Source organism: Thiothrix winogradskyi, from assembly GCF_021650935.1.
Classification (GTDB): domain Bacteria; phylum Pseudomonadota; class Gammaproteobacteria; order Thiotrichales; family Thiotrichaceae; genus Thiothrix; species Thiothrix winogradskyi.
This window is the reverse complement of record NZ_CP091244.1, coordinates 1,764,615-1,789,000: the sequence shown is the minus strand read 5'-3', so window position 1 is coordinate 1,789,000 and position 24,386 is coordinate 1,764,615. Positions and strand designations below refer to the sequence as shown.

Genomic DNA, 24,386 nt, shown 5'->3' with positions numbered 1-24,386 from the left:
CCCGTATCTCCGACTGTTAAAAATTACCGTTAAACCAGCTTTTCAAGCGATCCCACCAGCCATCTTCCGTCGACATAACGCCGGGAGTGGGATAAGTGCGCTTGGTGCCATATGCCTGCTGTGCCATCCCGTACAGCAGTAATCCTACCCCAGTGGAATGGATAGGGTTTTCAACTTCACCACGCAAGCCGCCCATGTTCCGAGGCATACCGATCCGTACCGGCATGTGGAACACTTCTTCGGCTAACTCACGCACTCCCCGCATTTTGGAGGAGCCGCCAGTCAGCACAATGCCTGCGCCAATGCGTTCTTCATAACCGCTGCGACGCAGCTCCTGAAGCACCAGTGAAAATAATTCTTCGTAACGCGGCTCAATCACCGACGCCAAGGTCTGTACCGACAGACTGCGCGGTTCGCGTTCGCCTACACCCGGCACTTCAATCAACTCGTCTTCATCGACAAGCTGACGTAGCGCCCGTCCGTGCTTAATCTTAATCTCTTCCGCGTGTTGCGTTGGGGTTCTAACCGCGACCGCAATGTCATTAGTGACTTGATCACCTGCAATCGGAATCACCGCCGTGTGATGAATCGAACCGTTCATGAACACCGCAATGTCACTGGTTCCGCCGCCAATATCCACGAGGCAAACGCCCAGCTCTTTCTCATCCTCTTCCAGCACCGCGTAACTAGACGCAACTTGCTCCAGAATGATGTCTTCCACGTGCAAGCCGCAACGCTCCACGCACTTAACCAAATTCTGTGCCGCACTGTGCGCTGCCGTTACCAAATGCACCCGTGCTTCCAGCCGCACGCCTGACATGCCAATCGGCTCACGGATACCTTCCTGCTGGTCAATGATGTATTCCTGAGGCAATACATGCAAAATGCGCTGATCCGCAGGCACTGCCACCGCCCGTGCCGCATCCATGACGCGATCTACATCATTGACCGTGACCTCCTTATCCTTAATCGCCACAATCCCGTGAGAATTCAGGCTGCGCACATGGCTACCGGCAATACCCACGTATACCGAACGAATCTGGATACCCGCCATCAATTCGGCTTCTTCCACCGCCCGCTGAATCGACTGAATAGTGGACTCGATATTGACCACCACGCCTTTTTTCATACCCCGTGACGGGTATGAACCAATGCCGATAATCTCCAAACGTCCTGCGTCATTGATTTCGCCGACCAGAGCCACCACTTTGGATGTACCCAGATCCAGCGCTACAATCACGTTATGTTCTTTCTTTGACATCACTCACTCCTGCGACTCCGTTCGTTGAATCCCGCGAGCCAACTGGGGATTTCTTCCATTCCACTGCAAAACCATTGGTATAACGCAAGTCCACTCGCCGTATATTGGCTAGTTTTTTTGCTAATTCCTGCTGAAAACCAACGCGAAAGCGTTGTATCCGACGTTCCTGATCTTCGCTACCGATCATGATTTCCGGGCCATCTTTAATTTTCAAACGCCATGAACCACTAACATCTTCAGTCAGTTCCGAGATTTCCAATGGTAAACCGCTTAGCCATTCCTTGACTTGCAGATAACGCTCCGCAATTTCGCGCCCTTTATCTTCCGGGCTGTATAAAGTTGGCAATAATCCACGTATAGAAGATAGATCAGCACTGAATAATTCACCGTATTTATTCATCAGGCGTTCCCGCCCCCAAAACGCCACGGGATGCTGCTCTTCAATGCCCACAATCAAACGGTCGGGCCACGCTTTACGTAAGCTAACGCCACGTACCCACGGTAAGGCTTTGAGTTCCGTTTCCAACGCATTGGCATCCAGCAGGTATAAATTGGTTTGCTGATATTTATCCGTAATTGCTTGTAACTCAGTATCTTTGATGAACTTAAGCCCATCTTGTAGATCAATCCGACTAATGGATAGGTTTTCTGGGTTATTGAGCATTGCCCTTACCCCTAAGCCGCCTGCCAGCAACATAACACCCAACACCAACACCGCAATCAGCTTCAGTAAAACCGGCGACACCTCAGGCAAACTAAAGCCTGAGCGGGTACGTTTAACTGTGTTGCGGCGTGTTGTTGCCATTACAATGTCGTCTCCAAAATGCGCACCACCAGCGCGTTAAAATCCATTCCAATCGCACGAGCGCCCATCGGCACCAAACTGTGATCCGTCATACCGGGGTTTGTATTGACTTCGATCAGCCACGCTTTGCCTTGGGCATCGCGTATCAGATCAACCCGCCCCCAGCCGCGCCCGCCAACCGCAGCAAACGCTTGCTGTGCCAGCACTTGCATGGCCTGCTCTTCCGCCGCATCCAAACCACAGGGGCAGAAATAGCGGGTATCATTCGAGATATATTTCGCTTCGTAATCGTAAAACTCACCCGGCACTTCCAAGCGAATCAGGGGCAATGATTCGCCAGCAACGATTCCAGCGGTATATTCCGCGCCAGTGATCCACTGCTCAGCAATCACCACCGCGCTGCATTCGGCGGCTTTGTGGTAAGCACCCGCCAAATCCGCCGCCGCTTTCACCTTACTCATGCCAATGCTGGAACCTTCCGTCGCCGGTTTCACCATCAACGGCAAACCCAACTCGGCAATCACCGCATCAAAATCGGTAGCCGCTGTCAGCACCCGATACGCTGGCGTCGGCAAGCCCGCGCCCGCCCAGACCCGTTTGGTCATGAGCTTATCCATGCTAATCGCGGAAGCCATCACCCCACAGCCGGTATAGGGCAAACCGAGAATTTCCAGCGCACCTTGCAACACGCCATCTTCGCCGCCAGCACCGTGCAGGATATTAAATACCCGATCAAAGCCACCGTCTTGAAGTGTCTTAATAATGTTACGATCAACATCAATGCCATGCGCATCCACGCCACTGGCTTGCAAGCCTGCCAGCACTGCCGCGCCACTTTTCAGCGAAACTGGGCGCTCGGCTGCCCAACCACCGTATAACACCGCGACTTTGCCGAATTTAGCCGTCAGATTCTGGCTCATGCACCACCCTCCGGCTTCAGCATCAGTTTTTCGGGCAAACTCGCGGCTAATGCACCCACGCTACCCGCGCCTTGGGTCAGAATCACATCACCGTCTTGCAACACATGCTTTAACACACCCGGTACGTCTTCCACGTCGGTCACAAAAATCGGGTCAACCTTGCCACGGATACGAATCGCCCGTGCCAACGCCCGCCCATCAGCACCCGGAATTGGCTGTTCGCTGGCGGGGTACACATCCATCAACACCAGCACATCGGTTTCCGACAATACTTGCGCGAAATCTTCAAACAAATCGCGGGTACGGGTGTAACGGTGCGGCTGAAACACCTGCACCAAACGCCGCGTCGGCCACGCATTGCGCACCGCTTCGAGCGTCGCTTTCATTTCACGTGGGTGATGCCCGTAATCATCGACCAAAGTTGCTTGCTTGCCGGGTGCGAAGGTAATGTCACCGTATTGCTGGAAACGCCGCCCTACGCCGTCAAATTTGCGCAAACCATCTCGAATGGCGTGATCCGACACATCCAATTCTGCTGCAATCGCAATCGCCGCCAGTGCATTCAAAACGTTGTGACGACCCGGCAAATTCAGCACGATGTCTAAGGTGCGCTCACCCTTGACGCAATGCACCGTGAAATGGCTTTGTGTGCCCTCAAAGCGTAGATTCGTCGCCCGCACATCCGCTTCCTGATCAATGCCATAAGTGACGATAGGTCGCCCGACTTCCGGCATGATTTCGCGCACGTATTCATCATCCACGCACAACACCGCCAACCCGTAGAATGGCAAGTGATGCAAAAACTCGATAAATGTTTGCTTCAACTTATTGAAATCATTGCCATAGGTCGACATGTGGTCTTCGTCGATATTCGTCACGACTGCAATCATCGGTTGCAGGTGCAGGAATGACGCATCGCTTTCATCCGCCTCTGCCACCAGATATTCACCCGTACCGAGTTTGGAATTACTCGCGGAACTGTTCAGTTTGCCACCGATCACGTAAGTCGGATCCATCCCGCCTTCCACCAGCAAACTCGTGGTCAAACTGGTCGTCGTGGTTTTACCGTGCGTACCTGCCACCGCAATGCCCTGCCGGAAACGCATTAGCTCCGCCAACATTTCCGCACGGCGCACAATCGGCAAACGCTTTTCACGCGCCGCCACGATTTCCGGGTTAGCCGTATCAATCGCGGTCGACACCACGATCACGTCCGCGCCCGCAACGTTTTCCGCGGCATGACCTTTGTAAACTGTAATCCCCAGCGATTGCAGACGGCGGGTCATCGCGCCCTCTGCCACATCCGAACCGGATACCTGATAGCCCAAATTGGCGACCACCTCAGCAATGCCGCCCATCCCTGCACCACCGATACCGATGAAATGCAGCCGATTAATGCGTTTGCGAGCCAGATCGTCCTTGCCTATTTTCATTGTTGTTTTCCTGCTGAATTATCGAAATCATAACCGGCGTAAGCCGCACAAATCGCCGCCACTTGTGCCGTTGCATGAGGCTTCGCCAACGTGCGTGACGCAATGCTCATTTGCCGTAAACGAGCGCGATCCGTACACAAATCTGTTAATACGCCCGCGAGTTTTTCTGGGGTTAAATCGCGCTGCTGAATTAATAACGCTGCGCCGTTTTCCGCCAAGTAATTGCCGTTCGCGGTCTGGTGATCATCCACCGCGTGCGGATAAGGGACTAATAATGCCGCTACACCCGCTGCTGCCAATTCGGCAATCGTGAGCGCACCGGCACGGCAAATCACCAAATCCGCCCATGCATACGCTTCCGCCATGTCCTCAATGAACGGCATCACCTCCGCTTCAACACCCGTGGCGGCGTATTGGCTGCGAGCATCGTCAATGTTTTTCACCCCAGCTTGATGGCGCACCACTGGGCGAATTGCCGCATCCAATTGCGCCAAGGCTTGCGGAACCATCTGGTTTAAAGCTTGCGCTCCCAGACTGCCACCGACCACTAATACGTGTACCGGCTCATCGTCACGATCAACCAAGCGCTCCAGCGGGGCGGGCAAACTGGCAATATCCAAACGTACTGGATTGCCGGTTGCCATTACCTTTTGGCTGGCAGCAAATGTGCTAGGGAAACCTTCCAACACCCGCCGACTGACACGCGATAACAGTTTATTGGTTAAACCTGCGACGGCATTTTGCTCATGAATCACTACCGGCTTGCCCAGCAATGCCGCCATTAAGCCACCGGGCCCTGCCACAAAGCCGCCCATGCCCAATACCGCAGCAGGCTGATGTTTACGCACGATTTGCAGCGCTTGCCACAACGCCCGTACCAAATTCACTGGCGCTAACAACAATGCCCGCAAGCCTTTGCCACGCAAGGCACTGACATCCAACCACGCCATTTCAATACCGGCTTCGGGAATCACCCGCGCTTCCAAACCTTTGCGCGTCCCCATCCACACCACGGGAATTCCCTGTGCGATCAAGGCACGCGCCACCGCCAGACCGGGGTAAACATGCCCACCCGTGCCGCCTGCGGTAATCATAATCGGACGCTGCTGTTTACTCGCCACGGGTAGTCCTCCGAATCGCTCGCGCTTTGGGTGGTTTGGGCGCACGTACTTCTGGCAAACCAAACTGCACCAACTGGGTTTCACGATGCACCCGCATCAATAACGCCATTGACATCAACGTAATCAACAAACTGCTCCCGCCATAACTCATCAACGGCAAGGTCAAACCTTTCGGGGGCAATACCGCCAAGTTCACCCCAACATGCAGAATGACCTGAAACCCCATCCAGAACCCGATCCCATAAGCCACATACGCGCCAAAATGCTTACCCGCCTTATCTGCCTGAAAACCAATCACAAACGCGCGTAACACCAACCAACCGTACAAAATCAATACTACCAACATGCCGATAAAGCCGAACTCTTCCGCCAATATCGAGAAAATAAAATCGTTGTGCGCTTCTGGCAGGTAAAACAATTTCTGGATACCGCCACCCAAGCCATTGCCAAACCAACCGCCGTCACCAATTGCCATCAAGGCATGAACCGTCTGATACCCCTTGTCGGCTTCGTGCGCCCAGGGGTTCATCAAGGCATCCCAACGCGCCCCTCGATAGCCCATCATGGACACCGGAATCATTACCAAAATCGCGCCGCCAAGCAGAATCCCAAGACGTTTCAACGGCACACCGCCCAAAAATAGCAGCGCCAAACCCGTCACAAAAATCACCACAGTCGAACCAAAGTCGGGTTCTAATAACAGCAAACCACCCGTTACACCCAACACCACCAAGGGAATTAACAAGGGCTGATAAGACGGCGACGTCGCCAAGCTTTTTCCATGACGAATCAAATAACCTGACAAGTACAGCAACATAATCAGTTTTGCCAACTCTGATACCTGCACCGACATAAAACCCAGATTTAACCAACGCCGACTGCCATTCACTTCCTTGCCAATACCGGGGATCAGCACCAACACCAACAACACCAATACAATCGGTAATAAACGCACCCCTAATTGCTGCCAGAAATCCACCCGAATCTGGTACATCCCCACCGCCAATACCAAGCCTATCGCCAAAAAGAATGTTTGACGTTGCAGGTAAAAATACGGGTCGTTGTACTGCTTTTCTGCCACCCATAAGGATGCCGATGCCAACATCACAATTCCGATACCAATGATTGCCAGCAACGCAATCAGCAAATCACGATCCACATAACGTGACCAAAAATTGTCGGTCGGGGTATCCAGCGTCAAGGTAGGCAGTTTAATCATGGCAAGCTCCTGACTTCCGCACTGAACACGTCACCACGATGCACATAGCTTTTAAACATATCAAAACTCGCACAGGCGGGTGACAGCAGCACATTATCCCCCGACTGCGCCAGCTCTGCCGCAATAGCAACCGCATCTGCCATATCGTGGGCAAACACATACGGGGCGTAACCCTCCACCACATCGGCAATTTTATTACGGTCTTCGCCAATCAATACCAATGCTCGTGCTTTTGCCATTGCCACCGCGCGTAAGGGCGAAAAATCTGCACCTTTGCCCTGCCCACCCGCAATCAGCACCGTTTTACCGGGCAAACCAGCCAAAGCCGCCAGCGTCGCGCCAACATTCGTGCCTTTGGAATCGTTATACCAATTCACCCCAGCGCGTTCGCGTACCCATTGGGTGCGATGTGCCAAACCGCTGAATTCACGCAAAGCCGCCAACATGCCGTCCAACGGAATACCGGCTGCCTCGCCTAACGCCAGCGCTGCCAGCGCATTCGCGTAGTTATGCTCACCCGGCAACCGCATTTCATCCACAGCCAGCAACAAGGTTTCACCTTTAGCTAACCAACGCTTACCGGCGTGTTCGCGCAGACCGTATTGACCGTCCGTCGGAATATCCAAGCCAAAACTGACGCTACACCCGCATTCCACTTGGCTTAGCATCGCCATCACTACCGGATCGTCACGATTTACTACCGCACATCCTGAATTCTGGTACGAAACTTGCTTGGCGGCAGCATAATCAGCAAAGCTGGGGTATCTATCCATGTGGTCTTCGCTGACATTTAAGACCACTGCTGCAACGGCGCGTAGTGATTGGGTGGTTTCCAACTGAAAGCTGGAAAGTTCCATCACATACACATCCGGCATCGGCTGTGCCAGCAAATCCAGCGCGGCATAGCCCAGATTGCCGCCTGCGTAGGACTTCATCCCGGCTTTTTGCGCCATTAAATCCACCAGCGTGGTGACACTGCTTTTACCGTTAGAACCCGTAATTGCGATCACGGGTGCTGATGCTTCGCGCACAAACAACTCAATGTCGCCAATGATTGCCGCCCCACGTTCGCCCGCTGCATGGATTTCCGGGGTCGCAATCGCAATGCCGGGGCTAACCACCAAGGTAGCCGCACTGGCAAACCACGCGGCTGCCTCAGCAAATGCCCCGAAGTGGTAAGGCGTTTGCGGAAATTCTGCCAGCAACTCAGCCTTACCCGGCGGATTCGCACGGCTATCCACCACCGCAAAAGCCACGCCACGTGCCTGTAAATGCCGCGCAACCGATAACCCGGTCTGACCTAAGCCAACCACCAGCGTATCCCAATTGTGCATTTGCATTGTCATACCAGCGTCACTCATTGCCTTAACGAATCTTCAAGGTTGCCAAACCAATCATCACCAGAATCACGGTGACAATCCAAAAACGGACAATAACCCGTGGTTCGGGCCAGCCTTTCTTCTCATAGTGGTGATGCAAAGGAGCCATACGGAAAATCCGCTTGCCTCCGGTAGCTTTAAAATAGCCTACTTGCATAATGACCGAGAGCGTTTCTAACACAAAAATCCCGCCCATAATTGCCAGCACGATTTCCTGACGCACCACCACCGCGACGATACCCAGCGCCGCACCCAGTGCCAATGCGCCCACGTCGCCCATGAACACTTGCGCGGGGTAGGTATTAAACCATAAAAACCCCAAACCAGCACCGAATATTGCCGCACAAAATACCACTAATTCGCCCGCACCAGGAATTCGTGGCACACCCAAATACTGCGAAATTGTGGCATGTCCGCTCACATAAGCAAAAATAGCCAAACCGCCAGCCACCATAATGGTCGGCATAATCGCCAAGCCATCCAAACCATCGGTCAGGTTTACCGCATTACTCGAACCCACCACCACCAAATAAGCCCAAGGTATAAACAACCACCCCATCTGCCAATACGCATCTTTAAATACCGGCAGGAAAAACGTGGTTTCAACCGGACTTGTCGCACTAAAAAACAAGTAAAACGCACCAGCAAAACCAATCAGGCTCAAGCCAACGTATTTCTGGCGAGCAGTTAACCCCATATTGCGGCGCTTTTTGAGCTTAATGTAATCGTCTAAACCGCCCACCAAGCCGAAACCCAAGGTGACAAACAACACCACCCATACGTAACGATTCGACAAATCTGCCCACAGCAAGGTCGCCACAGCAATTGCCAAAATAATCATCACGCCACCCATCGTCGGCGTACCCGCTTTCATTTGATGTTGCGGACCATCCTCACGAATATATTGCCCAATTTTCAAACGGGTCAGGGCGCGGATCATGCTGGGACCAGTCCACAAGGCGATAAACAGCGCTGTCAATAAACCCAAAATCGAACGCAAGGTCAAATAGTGGAATACCCCAAAACCGCTGTAAAAATCACTCAGGAAATCAAACAACCACACCAACATTACGCAGCCTCCCGGACAGCCGCGACTGTCAATGCATCCACTACCCGTTCCATCCGCGCAGAACGCGAACCTTTCACCAACAGGGTCGTACCCGGCTGCAATTCCACCTGCAATGCACCCAGCAACGCATCCAACTCACTAAAAGCACTCGCCGCATGACCAAATGCAGCACTGGCATTGGCACTCAATGCGCCTAAGGTATACAAAGCATCAATTCCGGCTTGTGCCGCCTGTTGCCCAATGCCCGCGTGTAACATTGCCCCATTTGCACCCAACTCGCCCATGTCACCCAATACCAACACCTTCCTGCCCTGCATTCCTGCCAATACTGCTACCGCTGCCGCTGTAGAACTCGGATTGGCATTGTAAGTATCATCAATCACCAAACCGCCATGTGTCCCTAGTTTCGGGTACAAACGCCCTTTAACCGCTTGCAAAGATTCCAAACCACGCTTTACGGTATCCAATGCAACTCCCACAGCCAGTGCCGCAGCCGCAGCCGCCAACGCATTCATCTGATTGTGCTGCCCCAATAATGGCAAGCTGACCATAACGGATTGCCCATTGGCAGTAATACATAACTGATTATCAACGACACTGCCTTGGACATCCGCTGCGTTATCCAGACCAAAAGTCATTATCTTCCTGCTGGCGTTCAGACCGCGCCAATAATCCAGATACGTATCATCAGCATTGAGAACGGCAATACCACTTGCTGACAAGCCATTGAAAATCTCACCTTTGGCACGTGCGACTCCTGCCAAATCACCAACCCCCTCCAAATGAGCCGCACCTGCATTATTGATAATGGCAACATCTGGGCAGGCAATACGGGTCAAATAATCAATCTCCCCGAAATGACTCATACCCATTTCAATCACCGCAAAAGCGTGTTGTGGGCGCAAGCGTAATAACGTCAGTGGCATTCCAATATCGTTATTAAGATTGCCGAGCGTGGCTAAAGTATCACCCTGTAACGACAAAATAGCTGTCAGCATTTCTTTGACGGTGGTCTTGCCATTGCTGCCGGTCAAACCGACCAACGGCTGCTGAAAACCTTGCCGCCAAGCAGCCGCCAAACGCCCCAATGCCAAGCGCACATCATCAACCACTACTTGCGGAATCGGGGCATCAACAACGTGCGACACCAGCGCAGCACTGGCTTTACCCGCAACTTGCGGCACAAAGTCGTGGGCATCAAAACGCTCACCACGCAAGGCGAGAAATAAATCCCCGGCTTGTACCTGGCGGGAATCGCGCTCGACACGCTCAATGGCAATCGTTCGGCTACGCTCAACATCCGGGACGTGAAGCGTACCACCTGCCATTTGCGCAATTTCAGTCAAATTCAGCCAAGTCATGCGCCACACTCCTGCAACGCCAAGGCTGCCTGAATGCGGTCATCAAACGGCACCGTGCCATGTGCAAGAATTTGCACAGTTTCATGACCCTTACCTGCAATTAACACCGTATCACCGGGTTGGGCTTGCCCAATGGCGAAACGAATGGCTTTAGTACGGTCGTGTTCAAAGACAACACCCGTTTTATTGTGGAAGCCTTGCATAATGTCCTCAAATATTTGCTGCGGATTTTCAGAGCGCGGATTATCGTCGGTTACGATCACCACGTCAGCATCTGATTCAGCAATTTCCGCCATTAAAGGACGTTTTCCACGATCACGGTCGCCACCACAGCCAAACACACACAGCAAACGCCCACGGGTATGCACCCGTACCGCCTTTAATACTTGCTGCAATGCACCGGGCGTATGCGCGTAATCCACCACCACCAAGCGGTCACTGAGCGAAGTCGACGTGACTCGCTCCATGCGCCCCGGCACGACCTGAACCTGCTGCAAACCTTGTAAAGCCGCTGACAGCGTTAAGCCTTTCACCAACAATACGCCCAAAGCTGCCAACAAATTATGCAAATTAAATTGCCCCAACACAGGGGCTTGTAGCAGTGCTTCCTGCTGCCCAACGCACACAGTTGCCCGAATGCCGCTATGATCAAATACCGGATTGCTTGCCACCAAGGTGTCAGCCGGATAATCCGCCGCATTACCGACACCGTAACCCATTACCCGCAGCGCACTACCGGTTAATTCTGCCGCCAAACGCTGCCCAAAGGCATCATCCAGATTCAGCACCACTGCCTGCAAATCAGGCCAGTGAAACAACTTACGCTTAGCCTCGGCATACGCCTCAACCGTGCCGTGATAATCCAAATGGTCGCGGGTAAGATTTGTCAGCGCTGCCACATTAAAGCGCACCCCATTGACACGCCCCTGATCCAGCGCGTGCGAGGAAACCTCCATTGCCACCGTGGTAAAGCCATCCTGCTGCAAGTGCCGTAACAAACTGTGCAAAGTCAGCGCATCCGGCGTGGTATGCGTGGCAGGCTGCAACGCGCCCGGCACACCAATCCCCAACGTTCCCAACACGGCGGCTTGCTGTGGGTGAATCGCATTCAGTGCTTCGGCGACAAAATGACTCACCGAGGTTTTGCCGTCAGTACCTGTCACGCCCACCATGAACAATTCGGCACTGGGGCTGGCATTAAAACGGTCGGCGAGTGTGCCTAAATGTTCCCGTAAGGAAGACACCGGCACTAACTCGACCGACAAGGGTGGCTGTTGTAAACCTATTTCTGGCTCGTAAAGCACCACTGCCGCACCGGCTTGCACAGCGGCGGCGGCATAACTCAAACCGTGCTGGCGCGTGCCTCGCAATGCAATAAACGCCATACCGGGTTGCACAGCGCGGTTATCCAGTGTCAAACCATTGACCTGAACATCAGGTACTGCATCCGCAATACCGTGCAACAACTCACGCAGGGAAACCATCGTCATGTTGCCCCTCCCGCTGTATTCACTACGGGTGCTTGCTGCACTGCCTGCTTGGCATCCGGTAAATTATCGGGGGGTACGTCCAATAAACGCAGTGCTTCCGCCATCACTTTAGAAAAAACCGGGGCAGCAGCACGACCACCGCTGTCATCAATTTTCGGCTCATCAATTTGTACTGCCACCACCAAACGCGGGCGACTCGCAGGCGCAACGCCGATAAAACTCGTTAAATAGCGATCATTCTGGTATTGACCGTCAATGTATTTATAAGCTGTCCCGGTTTTACCCGCGACACGGTAGCCATCTACTATGGCTTTTTCACCGGTACCACCTTCCTGCACCACCGCCTCCATCATGCGCAGGACAGAACTCGCGGTATCAGGGCTCATCACTTGCTGACCAAGACCAAGCTTCTCTGGCTTATAAATGGAAACCGGCATCAACACCCCATTCGCCGCAAACGGTGCATACGCATGAGTTAGCTGCAATAAGCTGGAGGACAGGCCGTAACCGTAACCGTGTGAGGCACGGTCAACCTTGCCCCATTGTGTGTAGTTGGTCAGCATTCCCGCTGTTTCACCCGAAAAGCCTGCATTAGGCGTTTGCCCAAACCCCAGACGACTGAGGAACATCCACTGATCACGCGCATTCATCAGCAATGCCACCCGGCTTGCCCCGACGTTACTGGATTTCGCTAACAACGTGGGCAACGTGACTGAGCCATAATCTTTGGGATCTTTAACGCTGTATTTGCCGAATTTAATTTCACCCGGTGATGTATTCACTTCAACATCCGCACCTAATACCCGCGCTTCTAATGCTGCCGCAATGGTCAATGGCTTTAACGTTGAACCCGGTTCGGATTTATCCGTCACGGCGCGATTGCGATAGAGATAGGGTTCCAACTCTTTACGGTTATTGGGGTTAAAGGAAGGAACATTTGCCATCGCGAGGATTTCCCCGGTATGTGCATCCAATACCACCACGGAACCCGCTTTGGCATTGAGTAGCGACACTTGCGTTTTCAGTTCTTTGTAAGCGAGGTATTGAATACGACGGTCAATCGTGAGCCGCACATCCTGCCCAGGCTGCATTTCTTCCATGCTGATCACGCTTTCGACCAACTTGCCTTTGGCATCACGCACCACGCGCGTTTGACCGTTTTTACCCGCCAATACTTCGTTACGCGCTTTTTCAATACCCTCAATGCCATTGCCATCAACATTGGTCATGCCCACCACATGCCCAGCAGTTTCGGCTAAAGGATAATAACGACGGTATTCGCGTGTTGCTGCCACACCGGGTAAATCCAAGGCTAAAATATTATCCGCGACTTCTAATGGCAATTGACGCCCAAGGTAAAAGAATTGTTTGCTGCTGGCTTCTTTTAACTTGGCAGGCAAACCGCCATCTTCCAAACCCAGCTCTTTTTCAATCTGACGGAACCCGGATTCCAGGCGTGCAAAACGGGTGCTCGCCAACTCTTGCACCTCACGCTCTTCTGCCGCGCTATCACCAACGGTAGCATCTGTCACCTGACGTGACAGTTCATACTCATGACGCAATTCCTCACGGGCTTGCAGTAACTCCTGCGGGTTGCACCATAAGGAAGAGACGGGGGAGCTGATTGCCATCGGGTCGCCATTACGGTCAGTAATCATGCCCCGGTAAGCAGGTACGGTCACGACACGCATCTGGCGCTTATCGGCTTGCTGTTGTAACCATTCTTGCTGAAAAATTTCCAACCAAGCCGCACGCAACATCAGGACGCCAATCACGATCAGCAAAGCCAGCATCAAAAACAAGCGTCTCCCCTGAAACACCGGGGATTTGAGTGCCTTACGCCTCACTCGCGTATTACCTTAATGTTATCAGCACTGGGCTTTTGCATTTTTAACACCTGTTTAGAACGGGTTTCCACGTGTACTTGATTTAACAAAACGCTTTGTTCCAATTTCAAGCGACTCCAATCAGCGCTCAATTCGTCACGTTCTTTTTCTAACTTCTGCAATTCAGCAAACAATTGCCGTGAATGGTGACGATTCACCACAATCATCAATGCCAAGGCAATGACCAGAAAATAGAGTAATGCCAACGTTAGCAAGCCACCTCTATTCATGCAGACCGTTCTCCGATACGCATAATGGCGCTACGGGCGCGGACATTGCCCTCCACTTCCAGCGCAGAAGGACGCACGGCTTTACCAATGAGTTTCATCGGTGGCTGAATAAAGGCTGGCATAATAGGCAACCCTTTGGGCAAATTAGGTACGTTGGAATTATCACGCAAGAAATGTTTAACGATGCGGTCTTCAAGGGAATGAAAACTAATGACCACTAAACGCCCGGCAAATGCCAGCCATTCCACCGATTGCTGCAAACACACCTCGACATCATCCAATTCCTGATTGACCTTAATGCGAATGGCCTGAAAACTACGGGTAGCAGGATTTTTGCCCGGCTCACGTTTATGCACCACACTGGCGATTAAATTCGACAATTGGGTGGTAGTTTCCAATGGCGTATTAATCCGGGTACGTACAATTTCTTTTGCAATTTGGCGGGAAAAACGTTCCTCACCATAACGCCACAGCACGTCGGCAATTTGAGCCTCGTCTGCCCGGTTCAACCACTGCGCGGCACTTTCACCGCTGGTAATATCCATGCGCATGTCGAGTTGTCCTTCCCGCATAAAGCTGAAACCACGTTCTGCATCATCCAATTGTGGGGAAGAAACCCCCAGATCCAGCAAGACACCCTGAATTTTATCCGTTACACCGGCTGCCAACAGCGCTTGTGGGAAGTCCCGGAACGAACCGTGCCACACAGACACCCGTGCATCCGCAGCATAACGCTGGCGGGCATGTTCAATCGCCACTGGGTCTTTATCAATCACAATCAAGCGACCACTCAAACCCAAATGTTCCAAAATCAACGCCGAATGACCACCACGACCATACGTGCCATCGACATAAGTGCCCGACTCTTGAACATTCAATGCCTGCACGGCTTCCTGCAATAGCACTGTGTCATGTTTCAACACTGAATCAACCACCTTTTATCAGCATTACATGGAAACCTGATTCAATATCTCAGTCGCCTCATCATCGTCCTGCGCTTCCTGCAACCAAGACTCACGAGCGGCTTCCCAAGTATCAGCATCCCACAATTCTAATTTATTCGCCTGACCAACCAATACCGCACGCTTGTCGATGTTCGCGTATTCGCGCAACGGGGCTGGCAGCAATACCCGTCCTTGCGCATCCAGCTCTAACTCAGCCGCATGACCCAAGATCAGACGCTGCATATTGCGTACCCGGCGATTCATATTGGGCAAAGACATCAGGGTTTTTTCGACCTTCAGCCACTGATCCATCGGGTAAACAAGCAAGCACTTATCGGTGTGATCAACCGTAATGACAATCTGCCCCGCAGTGTTTTCCACAATATCCTCGCGATACTTAGCGGGCATGGCGAGCCTGCCTTTAGGATCAATCGAGATGTTGGAAATACCACGAAACATACCATCCAATTCCACTTAAAATGGGAATTCAACCCACTTTTTTCCACTTTCTTCCACTTGAATGAGAATATAGGCAGACAGCCGCAACCTGTCAATAAAATCAGATCAAAATCACTTTAAATAAAATAATAGAGGGCAAAAACAAAACAAATGCGCCGAATTCGACCCAGTGAATTATTTTATAATCAATGATTTATAATAGACTCCTCAGAACAAGGATTAAGATTTGATGCGTTATTATTTTGACTAAACAACCACCAGCTAAAGCTGGTGGGTTTTTTTGCTACGGACTGAAAGTCCCGGATACACGTCGGCTAAACGACGTGTCGGTACGCTTACTCCGGTTCCATCTTGAAATGGTCGTTTGGATTTGGCTCAAAGTGATGCTCCAAATACTGTTTGATCATCTCTTCCGTCATTTGACCCACGGTGGCGCAGAAATACCCGCGTGCCCAAAAATGCCTTCCCCAGTAACGTTTCTTCACATGGGGGAACTCCTCAAACAGCCGACTGGATGTCCTTCCCTTGATCCGACGCATGATTTCACTCGGTGCTAGTTCCGGCGGGCAACTCACCAAGATATGCACATGGTCTTTGCTCACCACGCCTTTGACTATCCTGATCTCAAATGCCTCGCAAGTCTGCCGAACAAGCTCACGCACACGCTGCGCTACTTCTCCCGTCAACACCTTGTAACGGTATTTCGTCACCCAAACAAAGTGATACTCAATCTGATAGACCGTGTGACTGCCATAGCGGTAATCCATGCTGCACCTCGCTTCGTTCATACAGCGCATTATCGCAGCTAAAGCTGACCGGCTAAAGCCGGTGGTTTAAACCTTGTGATTGAAAATTAATAAGTCAAATAACCAATAAGAAAAAAGATAGAGCTGATCTGTAAGCCGGGTTCTGTCATGGACAATCATTCATCTGGGATGTACGTCGCCGTACACCTCTAGCAACCTACCCGGATGCAGTGCGGGTCACACCAATGCATCCCTATTTGGTCTTGCTCCGAACGGGGTTTACCGTGCCATCGACTGTTACCAGCGACGCGGTGCGCTCTTACCGCACCCTTTCACCCTTACCGATGAGCAAGCTCACAGGCGGTTTACTTTCTGTTGCACTTTCCGTCAGCTCACGCTGCCCAGGCGTTACCTGGCGTTCTACCCTATGGAGCCCGGACTTTCCTCCATTTCCTACTTGCGCAAGAAACCGCGATTGCCCGATCAGCTCTGGGGCGCAACATAACAGATAAGTGTCAACGTTGCACCTGTGTGACAACAGAAACTTGCCGTGGAGCCTCCGACGGCGCGGGGGGCATCGCATCAGGCGTGGCAACCGCCCAATACTGGAAAAACCGTTGGGGAAATAGCTCTGGGTAATTCACTGCAACCATAAATAAGAGTAACGTTGCCAAGGTAAACGCAATCAACAGATCAGTCACACTATTAATAAACCACTTGGTCACGGACACTCCTTTGACACCTGACGGAAAGAATACAGATATAGCTCAAATTTCCTCAAACTGCTTTACGTTAAACTAACATAATCCACTTTACAGGATACCGAAGTGTAAAAAATCACTAGATAACGCTCAAAATGACACCTTGCAATTGTACTGCTGCCACAATGGAAACCGTACCAATCAACAAAACCAAACCTGGTTTACGGAGGATGGATAGACCGTGTGATGCCAAAATAGCACCCGCAAAGAAAAAACCAATCACACCAATGATTAACGCGGCAGGCACTTCGACCCCCATCAAACGCGCAATACTGAGGAAAATCACCCCGGCAATCCCCGCCACCAGTAGTGCTTTAAGCACTTCCGACGGCACAACACAGTGGGTGCGTGCAACTAAATCGTTCATGCAGAAGCTCCTGCTTAACACTCTAAAACCGCAGCATAGTATAAGACTTTGCTTAAATACAAATTTAGAAAACGCAAAATGCCGATCAAGCGTGGTATTCCTGCGACAATTTGTCGGGTTATACCTGATCAGCCACGAATCTGTTACAGTGTAACCTGATGAGCCGGGGGTGCCTTCACAGGCTGAGATTATACCCTTGGAACCTGATACGGATCATACCGGTGTAGGGAGGCTCCAGCGCTTGCCGTGGAGTTTTTACCCGAACCTTCATGGAGAAAACACTGATGAGCGCAATACCTGCTGCCTTCCTAAAAAAAACCGCTGAACTGTCCAGCGAAGTCACTAAACCGTTTCCCAACTCCCGTAAAGTTTACATGCTGGGTTCACGCGCCGACATTCGCGTGGGAATGCGTGAAATCGACCAAGACCCCACCGCTGCTAGTTTTGGTGCGGAAGAAAATCCACCGATTCCGGTCTACGACACCTCTGGTCCGTTCACTGACCCGAATGTCACCATCAATTTACTGGAAGGCATTCCCGATGTGCGCCTGAACTGGATTCTGGAGCGCAATGACACAGAACAACTCGACGGCCCCACATCCGATTTTGGTCTAGCACGCCAAAACGACCCGAAACTCGCGCACCTGCGTTTCGCCCACCTTCGCGCCCCACGCCGCGCCAAAGCAGGCAACAATGTCTCGCAAATGCACTACGCCCGCCAAGGCATCATTACGCCGGAAATGGAGTACGTCGCCATCCGTGAAAATATGCGCTTGCAAGAATTACGCGCTGATCCGCGTTATAGCAAACTGTTACGCCAACACGGCGGACAAGCATGGGGCGCAAACCTGCCTGCGGAAGTCACTCCCGAATTCGTGCGCAAGGAAGTGGCGGAAGGCCGTGCCATTATCCCTGCCAATATCAATCACCCCGAACTCGAACCGATGATTATCGGGCGCAATTTCCGCGTCAAAATCAACACCAATATCGGCAACTCAGCGGTCTCCTCTTCCATTGAAGAAGAAGTCGAAAAAATGGCATGGTCGGCACGTTGGGGCGGCGACACCCTGATGGATTTATCCACCGGCAAAAACATTCACGAAACTCGCGAATGGATTCTGCGCAATGCGCCCATGCCCATCGGTACAGTGCCTATTTACCAAGCACTGGAAAAAGTGAATGGCAAAGCCGAAGACCTCACATGGGAAATTTTCCGCGACACCCTGATTGAACAGGCGGAACAAGGCGTGGATTATTTCACCATTCACGCAGGCGTGCGCTTGGCGTATGTGCCGATGACCGCAGATCGTGTTACCGGCATTGTGTCACGTGGTGGCTCAATCATGGCGAAATGGTGCTTGGCACATCACAAGGAAAACTTCCTGTATACGCATTTTGAAGACATTTGCGAAATCATGAAAGCTTACGACGTGAGCTTCTCGCTGGGTGATGGTTTGCGCCCCGGTTCTGCCGCTGATGCCAATGACCAAGCGCAATTCGCTGAACTCGAAACCTTGGGTGAATTGACCAAAATCGCTTGGCAACACGACGTACAGGTGATGATTGAAGGCCCCGGTCACGTGCCGTTGCACATGGTCAAAGAGAATATGGACAAGGAATTGCAGGATTGCTTTGAAGCACCGTTCTACACTTTGGGGCCATTGGTCACGGACATTGCGCCCGGCTACGACCACATTACCTCCGGCATTGGGGCTGCGAATATTGGCTGGTACGGTTGCGCGATGCTGTGCTACGTCACTCCCAAAGAGCATTTGGGCTTGCCGAATAAGGAAGATGTGCGCGTCGGGATTATTACCTACAAAATTGCGGCACACGCGGCAGACTTGGCGAAAGGCTGGCCGGGCGCACAAGTCCGCGACAATGCCATGTCGAAAGCGCGTTTTGAGTTCCGTTGGGAAGACCAGTTCAATCTGGGACTAGACCCGGATCGGGCGCGTGAATACCACGATGAAACCTTACCGAAAGATTCCGCCAAAGTGGCGCATTTCTGCTCCATGTGTGGGCCGCATTTCTGCTCGATGAAAATTACCCAAGACGTGCGTGATTACGCTGCAAAACAAGGTGTGGACGCGCAAGCAGCGCTGCAAAAAGGCATGGAAGAAAAAGCGGTGGAATTCATTAAAACAGGGAGCAAGCTTTACCATCAGGCATAAGCTGAAATAAAAAACGCCTCCGAAACAGGGGGAATCGGAGGCGTGAAAAACTGAAAGCTTCTCAACCAAGTCACTAGATAAGGAGATTCAGTGTCTTGGATTTTAGCGCTTATAGTGCCAAATTGGTCATGATTTATTTTTATGCAAATAAATCAAACTTAATGATAGCTGAATGATCTCAAGCTTAACCCCTTATCTAACAGTTTATCGTATCGTTGACACAGTGAGGCAATATGCTTCTACAATAGCCGTTAGGTAAGACTGTGCGAGGAGAACGCTTATTTCTGCCCCAAATCCTTATAACACCATCAAAGCATACACCCTGCTCGCGCTGGCACTCTCGGCGGCGTTAGTCGGCTTGTTTGCTTGGTGGTTTCAAGCACCCTGGTGGCTGCTGGGTATTTATACCGTAGCGGCGGTTTTGATCGCACTAACCGTGCCGCTATTGTACCGCCTGTTCGGTTACAAAATGCAGGACGAAGCTTTGTGGCTACACGAACGCAATCTGCGCGAACACGCCACCTTAATGCAACGCTTGGACAATGCCCGCGAATCCTTAACCGAATTAAACATCAGTGCCGGTGTGAAACAAGCCAATATCCTCACCGACATCCTCGATGATTACCGTTCGGTGGTGGAAACCCGTTTTATCGGCAAAACCTTCGCCCCAATTACCTACCTGAATGCAGCGCGTAGCGTGCAGGAACACGTGGTGCAAAATCTCACCGACATGGTGGCGGTTGGGCACAGCCTTGCCGGATTAAACCGCCAAGCTGCACAATCGGATTTGCATCAGGAACAACAACAACGCATCACCGCGTTACTCGCCGAAAACGATAAATTCTTCACTGCCTTAAACGAAACCGCCGTGGAAGTCGCCAATATTCGCTCAGTCAGCGAGTTTGCGCGGCTCGACACCTTGGCGCGTTTAGTCAGTTTGGCGCAAACCGCCAGCCACACAGGAACTCAGTCATGAATATGCGCAACACACTTACTGTCACAGCCCTCGCTTGGTTAGTCGCCACCACGTTAAGCGGTTGCGGCGAAACCCTCGACACCAAAGAAAAGGCCGAAGCCAAAGTCGCCGAACTGGTACAAACCGAGATTCAACCTACCCAGCGCGAAAACCAGTATCGCGCCAATATTCAGTTAACCCGCACCAATTTGCTGGCAATGTTGCCGGATTTAGCCGAATACCCGCTGTTGCTGGACGTAACCGACAGTAATGACACCGAAGTCGCAGAAATTTTCACCTCTGCCGACAAAGCAGGCAAAGGTTTGGATGGCGTTTATCTGGAGTTAGCGGAAAATTTCAACCAACAACGCCAAACCCTGAGCAATGGCAAAAAAGCCGCGATTACCATCCGCAAGCTCGACTCCGGGTTAGGGGCGCAATTCATTATGACCGGGCAGTACATTGCCGAAGCGTATTCCCCCGCGAATGCCTTGTGGGGCAGTTTGGTGAATAGCAGCAGCAATAAACTCACCACGATTGCCGACGTAACCGCTTCCAGCGTTGGCGGGGTGATTGCACGTAAAACCAAACTCGACCTGATTACCACCGATGGTAAGCTTGACGTTGCTAAATTACTCACCAACGTCAGCAGCGGCGAATTTGCGATGGGCTACACCAACCCTTACCAATCCGCCACGGGGTTAAACTTTTTAATCACGGTGCTGGATGCGTTTGCCAAAGGCGATCACAGCCAAATGTTGTCGCCGGATGTTGCCAGCGCGTTTGAAGCCTTCCAACTTGGTGTGCCGTTTGTGGCGCAAAACACCCTGCAAATGCGTGATGCCGCCATGGGCAGCGGCGTATTGGATGGCTTTGTTGGCAGCGAACAAACTTGGTTAAGTGCCACCGGCATGGATGATTACCAATTCGTGCCGTTCGGGGTGCGCCACGACAACCCGCTGTATGCCACCAGCGAAGCTGACCCGGCGGAGTTGGAAACCTTGAAGCTGTTTGCTAACTACATTGCTACCCAAAAAGCAGTGCTAACCAAGTACGGCTTTGAAACCAGCCCCGATTTCCGCGATGCCTACAAAATTCCCGATGGCAACACAATCGCCCAAGCGCAAAAACTTTGGAAACAGAAAAAGTCCGGCGGCAAACCCGTTGCGGCAGTGTTTGTTACCGATATTTCCGGCTCAATGGAAGGCGAACGCATTAAAAATCTGAAAAAAGCCCTGATCGAATCCTCCGACCTGATCAGTGCCAATAATGCGATTGGCTTGGTGTCGTACAACGATACCGTGAACGTGGATTTACCGATTAACCCGTTCAACGTACAGCAAAAATCCTTATTTAACGGCGCGGTGGAACAGCTTTCGGTGGGCGGCAAGACCGCGACTTACAGTGCCACTTTGGTGGCGGCGAATTTGCTGAGCGAATTCAAAAAGACCCACCCGGATTACAAAACCGTGATTTTCGTATTATCCGATGGTGAAACCAATATGGGCGTGGATTTCGAGCAAACCAAGACTTTGCTGGAATTGGTCGGCATCCCGATTCATACCATTGCTTACGAACTAAGCTCGCCCGAACTCAAGGAAATGGCGAGTCTGGCAGAAGGCGCGTATACCGAATCGAGTGCGGGTTCCGCCTCATTTCGCATCGGTAATTTGCTGAATTCGGAAATGTAAGCTAGGGGAGGCAGCGTGTGAAAGGCTTGAAAATCTTTGGTTTGTTTCTAGTGCTGCACGTCGCCGCTTGGGCAGGCACGCACGTTTACCTGAGCCAACACCAGCCGGATGTGCTGATTGTGGTCGATACCTCGTATGCCTTGAAACCGCAATTCGCGGCAATGGAACGCTGGATTGCAGCGCGGGAAGCGAGTACCCGTTACAAAAAGATTGTGGTGGGGACGGATAAAGCATTACTGGGGGAACTTGCCTCCCTGAAATCCAGAGAGGCCATTTTCCGCACCGCCTTTGGACGGATGAGCGAAGACAATTTGCAGCGTTACGCGCAAACGTCGGCGGTGGAGAAAATCTTGTTATCCGATGGCACGATTAATCCGGCGGGGTGGACGGTGGTTAAGTTTCCTTAAGCGGCGTGGTAGCTTGCATCTGCCCCGAAAACAGGCTGGAGGCGAGAATTAGGATTGCGCCGACCCATTCGTTCCAATCCATGCGCTCTTGGGTTAACCAATAAGCAGCGATAGCCGCAACCACCAGTTCAAACAGGAAAATGACGTTGGATTGGCTGGCTGGCACTCGCGCAATGCCGTATTGCACTGCGTAGGTGACACTCCCCACCAACACCGCCAAACCCAGTAACAAAACAATCGCTGATGTTGAAAATACTTGCCAGCCACCGCTATGCGGCATGAATAACAGCCCCAATCCCGTCAGCACCCCAACCCCTAACCATACCGTCAAGGTTTTCGCCCCCTCACTGACATCTACGCCCAGATAGCGCCCTGCGACAATGCTCAGCGCGAAGGTGATACCAGCGGATAAACCCAACCATTCCGCCTGATTACTGGGCAGAGGCAAACGCCCATCAGATTGCCACAACATAATCACTGCCCCACACAACGACAGCCCAATGACTGACCACCCCACACGGTTCAAACGTTCGTGCAGGAATACGCGGGCAAATACCACCGTCCATAGTGGTGACAGGTAAAACAGCAGCAATATCCGCATAATTTCACCGTCTAATGCGCCCAGCACATAACCGAGATTGCTCCAGCCAGCCGTTATCCCTAAAATCAGCAACCAAAGCCATTGAGCGCGTACCTGCCATAAACCTTTGGCGTAATACCAGCCGAGCAACAAAGTGGGCAAGGCATACGCAATACCGGTGGCGAGTAATCCCCCTATTCCTAAATCATCCAATAAGCGGAATGGATACCAAAACAAGCCCCACAAGGTGGCGGAATAAAATAACGTAAGCAATGCAATATTGTGTTGCCAGCGCGGTGACATGCATAAAACCTTTCTGTAATCGACAGTCTATCCAGTTTACTGGAAAGTCTGAGAGGTTTTAGCGTTATAATCATTTTTGTTTTTAAATCAAGATTTCTTTCATCCACTGATAACAAGCGAGTGTTATGACCCCAACGAGTGACGAACTCCACCAGTTATTACAGCGCTCCGCATTACTGGATACTGCGTTGACACGTTTTGTGCCTAACAGTTTTGAGGGCGTATCTGACCGCATAGCATCCAGCCGCATTATGTGCGCGGTAGGCTTTGAGCACGCCGAAAGCGTCAAAATACTGATTGCAAATGATAATTTCACATCAGCCATTAGCTTATTGCGTCTTCAGTACGAAGCGCTGGTACGTGCGGTATGGCTGCAATACGCTGCCAGTGACAAGGTAACACAGCGACTCATGGGGGAATTCACCCATGAAAAAGCCAAACAAGCCGATAGGTTATCGATGATGACTCAGATGCTACAAGAATTGGAAGGCAAAGCACCCACCAACATAATGAACTTGCTATTGCAATTTAAAGAGCATTCATGGAAACCGTTAAGTTCTTATGTACACGGGGGCATTCACGTTTTAAATCGCCACCATAAAGGCTATCCACCTGTTTTGATTCACCAGACAGTACGAGCCTCCAACAGTGTTTCACTCATCTTGGCGATGCATCTAGCGCAAATTTCCGGTGAACGCAGGCAGATAGTGCAGACATCAGTCTTGCAAGTCACATTTGCCGATTGTTTGCTGGAATCTCATGCGCAAACAGTGGCGAAACACCTCATCATTAAGCCAGTCAAACGCACCACGGAGCAGTAGCATA

The 24,386-nt window shown here is 51.7% G+C and carries 24 protein-coding genes, 1 other RNA gene and 1 riboswitch; of the genes, 6 read left to right on the top strand and 19 right to left on the bottom strand.

The features are described from left to right. Positions 1-16: 16 nt before the first annotated feature. From ftsA to ftsW, 6 genes are read right to left on the bottom strand one after another with little or no spacing between them, the layout of a single operon-like run. On the bottom strand, positions 17-1,261 hold the full coding sequence (gene ftsA / locus L2Y54_RS09105) for a cell division protein FtsA (protein WP_236501529.1): 1,245 nt from the start codon (positions 1,259-1,261) through the stop codon (positions 17-19). Beyond that, positions 1,242-2,066 (bottom strand): cell division protein FtsQ/DivIB, encoded by an 825-nt coding sequence (locus L2Y54_RS09100; protein ID WP_236501528.1) that lies wholly within the window; start codon positions 2,064-2,066, stop codon positions 1,242-1,244. Before L2Y54_RS09100 ends, ftsA begins: the two co-directional genes overlap by 20 nt. Beyond that, on the bottom strand, positions 2,066-2,986 hold the full coding sequence (locus tag L2Y54_RS09095; RefSeq protein WP_236501527.1) for a D-alanine--D-alanine ligase: 921 nt from the start codon (positions 2,984-2,986) through the stop codon (positions 2,066-2,068). The genes L2Y54_RS09100 and L2Y54_RS09095 overlap by 1 nt, the downstream gene beginning before the upstream one ends. Beyond that, positions 2,983-4,419: a UDP-N-acetylmuramate--L-alanine ligase gene (murC, locus tag L2Y54_RS09090; RefSeq protein ID WP_236501526.1), complete on the bottom strand. Its 1,437-nt coding sequence runs from the start codon at positions 4,417-4,419 to the stop codon at positions 2,983-2,985. Before murC ends, L2Y54_RS09095 begins: the two co-directional genes overlap by 4 nt. Next, the gene (murG, locus tag L2Y54_RS09085; RefSeq protein ID WP_236501525.1) at positions 4,416-5,540 is read right to left on the bottom strand and encodes an undecaprenyldiphospho-muramoylpentapeptide beta-N-acetylglucosaminyltransferase; all 1,125 of its coding nucleotides are present in this window, start codon (positions 5,538-5,540) and stop codon (positions 4,416-4,418) included. Before murG ends, murC begins: the two co-directional genes overlap by 4 nt. Next, positions 5,530-6,699, bottom strand: coding sequence for a putative lipid II flippase FtsW (gene ftsW, locus L2Y54_RS09080; RefSeq protein ID WP_414718468.1), 1,170 nt, complete (start codon positions 6,697-6,699; stop codon positions 5,530-5,532). The genes murG and ftsW overlap by 11 nt, the downstream gene beginning before the upstream one ends. Before the next feature lie 16 nt (positions 6,700-6,715). On the opposite strand from ftsW, the gene L2Y54_RS21860 reads away from it, so the two are divergent. Then, the gene (locus tag L2Y54_RS21860; RefSeq protein WP_414718467.1) at positions 6,716-6,772 is read left to right on the top strand and encodes a hypothetical protein; all 57 of its coding nucleotides are present in this window, start codon (positions 6,716-6,718) and stop codon (positions 6,770-6,772) included. Here the strand turns inward: L2Y54_RS21860 and murD are convergent. The 12 genes from murD to L2Y54_RS09020 form a co-directional block, all read right to left on the bottom strand. Then, a complete protein-coding gene (murD, locus tag L2Y54_RS09075) occupies positions 6,756-8,105 on the bottom strand; it encodes a UDP-N-acetylmuramoyl-L-alanine--D-glutamate ligase (protein WP_236501523.1) in 1,350 nt (449 codons plus the stop codon). The two genes, L2Y54_RS21860 and murD, sit on opposite strands and share 17 nt — an antisense overlap. 19 nt (positions 8,106-8,124) lie before the next feature. Further along, a complete protein-coding gene (mraY, locus tag L2Y54_RS09070; RefSeq protein ID WP_236501521.1) occupies positions 8,125-9,207 on the bottom strand; it encodes a phospho-N-acetylmuramoyl-pentapeptide-transferase in 1,083 nt (360 codons plus the stop codon). Then, the gene (locus L2Y54_RS09065) at positions 9,207-10,568 is read right to left on the bottom strand and encodes a UDP-N-acetylmuramoyl-tripeptide--D-alanyl-D-alanine ligase (protein ID WP_236501520.1); all 1,362 of its coding nucleotides are present in this window, start codon (positions 10,566-10,568) and stop codon (positions 9,207-9,209) included. The genes mraY and L2Y54_RS09065 overlap by 1 nt, the downstream gene beginning before the upstream one ends. Then, positions 10,565-12,058, bottom strand: coding sequence for a UDP-N-acetylmuramoyl-L-alanyl-D-glutamate--2,6-diaminopimelate ligase (locus tag L2Y54_RS09060; protein WP_236501519.1), 1,494 nt, complete (start codon positions 12,056-12,058; stop codon positions 10,565-10,567). The genes L2Y54_RS09065 and L2Y54_RS09060 overlap by 4 nt, the downstream gene beginning before the upstream one ends. Then, complete coding sequence (locus L2Y54_RS09055; protein WP_236502011.1) at positions 12,055-13,851, bottom strand: peptidoglycan D,D-transpeptidase FtsI family protein; 1,797 nt, start codon at positions 13,849-13,851, stop codon at positions 12,055-12,057. The genes L2Y54_RS09060 and L2Y54_RS09055 overlap by 4 nt, the downstream gene beginning before the upstream one ends. Positions 13,852-13,901: 50 nt before the next feature. Further along, positions 13,902-14,174 carry a cell division protein FtsL gene (ftsL, locus tag L2Y54_RS09050; RefSeq protein WP_236501518.1) on the bottom strand — a complete coding sequence of 91 codons (273 nt, stop codon included), beginning with the start codon at positions 14,172-14,174 and terminating at the stop codon, positions 13,902-13,904. After that, a complete protein-coding gene (gene rsmH / locus L2Y54_RS09045; protein ID WP_236501517.1) occupies positions 14,171-15,097 on the bottom strand; it encodes a 16S rRNA (cytosine(1402)-N(4))-methyltransferase RsmH in 927 nt (308 codons plus the stop codon). The genes ftsL and rsmH overlap by 4 nt, the downstream gene beginning before the upstream one ends. A gap of 24 nt (positions 15,098-15,121) precedes the next feature. After that, positions 15,122-15,577: a division/cell wall cluster transcriptional repressor MraZ gene (gene mraZ / locus L2Y54_RS09040; protein ID WP_236501516.1), complete on the bottom strand. Its 456-nt coding sequence runs from the start codon at positions 15,575-15,577 to the stop codon at positions 15,122-15,124. A gap of 335 nt (positions 15,578-15,912) precedes the next feature. Further along, on the bottom strand, positions 15,913-16,344 hold the full coding sequence (tnpA, locus tag L2Y54_RS09035) for an IS200/IS605 family transposase (protein ID WP_236501979.1): 432 nt from the start codon (positions 16,342-16,344) through the stop codon (positions 15,913-15,915). A gap of 115 nt (positions 16,345-16,459) precedes the next feature. Beyond that, positions 16,460-16,814, bottom strand: an RNA gene (gene rnpB, locus L2Y54_RS09030) — RNase P RNA component class A. Positions 16,815-16,838: 24 nt separating this feature from the next. Continuing rightward, positions 16,839-17,048 carry a hypothetical protein gene (locus L2Y54_RS09025; protein ID WP_236501515.1) on the bottom strand — a complete coding sequence of 70 codons (210 nt, stop codon included), beginning with the start codon at positions 17,046-17,048 and terminating at the stop codon, positions 16,839-16,841. Positions 17,049-17,163: 115 nt separating this feature from the next. After that, positions 17,164-17,451, bottom strand: a complete 288-nt coding sequence (locus L2Y54_RS09020) for a hypothetical protein (RefSeq protein ID WP_236501514.1) — start codon at positions 17,449-17,451, stop codon at positions 17,164-17,166. Positions 17,452-17,606: 155 nt separating this feature from the next. Further along, a riboswitch (TPP riboswitch) is annotated at positions 17,607-17,698 on the top strand. A 37-nt stretch (positions 17,699-17,735) separates the two neighbouring features. Here L2Y54_RS09020 and thiC point away from each other — a divergent pair. The 4 genes from thiC (at position 17,736) to L2Y54_RS09000 (ending at position 22,678) form a co-directional block, all read left to right on the top strand. Continuing rightward, entirely contained in the window at positions 17,736-19,625 is a 1,890-nt protein-coding gene (thiC, locus tag L2Y54_RS09015; protein WP_236501513.1) for a phosphomethylpyrimidine synthase ThiC, read from the top strand. A gap of 358 nt (positions 19,626-19,983) precedes the next feature. Next, positions 19,984-20,601, top strand: coding sequence for a hypothetical protein (locus tag L2Y54_RS09010; protein WP_236501511.1), 618 nt, complete (start codon positions 19,984-19,986; stop codon positions 20,599-20,601). Further along, entirely contained in the window at positions 20,598-22,271 is a 1,674-nt protein-coding gene (locus tag L2Y54_RS09005) for a vWA domain-containing protein (protein ID WP_236501510.1), read from the top strand. The genes L2Y54_RS09010 and L2Y54_RS09005 overlap by 4 nt, the downstream gene beginning before the upstream one ends. A 17-nt stretch (positions 22,272-22,288) precedes the next feature. Beyond that, the gene (locus L2Y54_RS09000; RefSeq protein ID WP_236501509.1) at positions 22,289-22,678 is read left to right on the top strand and encodes a hypothetical protein; all 390 of its coding nucleotides are present in this window, start codon (positions 22,289-22,291) and stop codon (positions 22,676-22,678) included. On the opposite strand, the gene L2Y54_RS08995 is transcribed toward L2Y54_RS09000, so the two are convergent. After that, entirely contained in the window at positions 22,665-23,561 is an 897-nt protein-coding gene (locus tag L2Y54_RS08995; protein WP_236501508.1) for a DMT family transporter, read from the bottom strand. The two genes, L2Y54_RS09000 and L2Y54_RS08995, sit on opposite strands and share 14 nt — an antisense overlap. A 125-nt stretch (positions 23,562-23,686) precedes the next feature. On the opposite strand from L2Y54_RS08995, the gene L2Y54_RS08990 reads away from it, so the two are divergent. Next, a complete protein-coding gene (locus L2Y54_RS08990; RefSeq protein ID WP_236501507.1) occupies positions 23,687-24,382 on the top strand; it encodes a DUF6988 family protein in 696 nt (231 codons plus the stop codon). Positions 24,383-24,386: the final 4 nt, after the last annotated feature.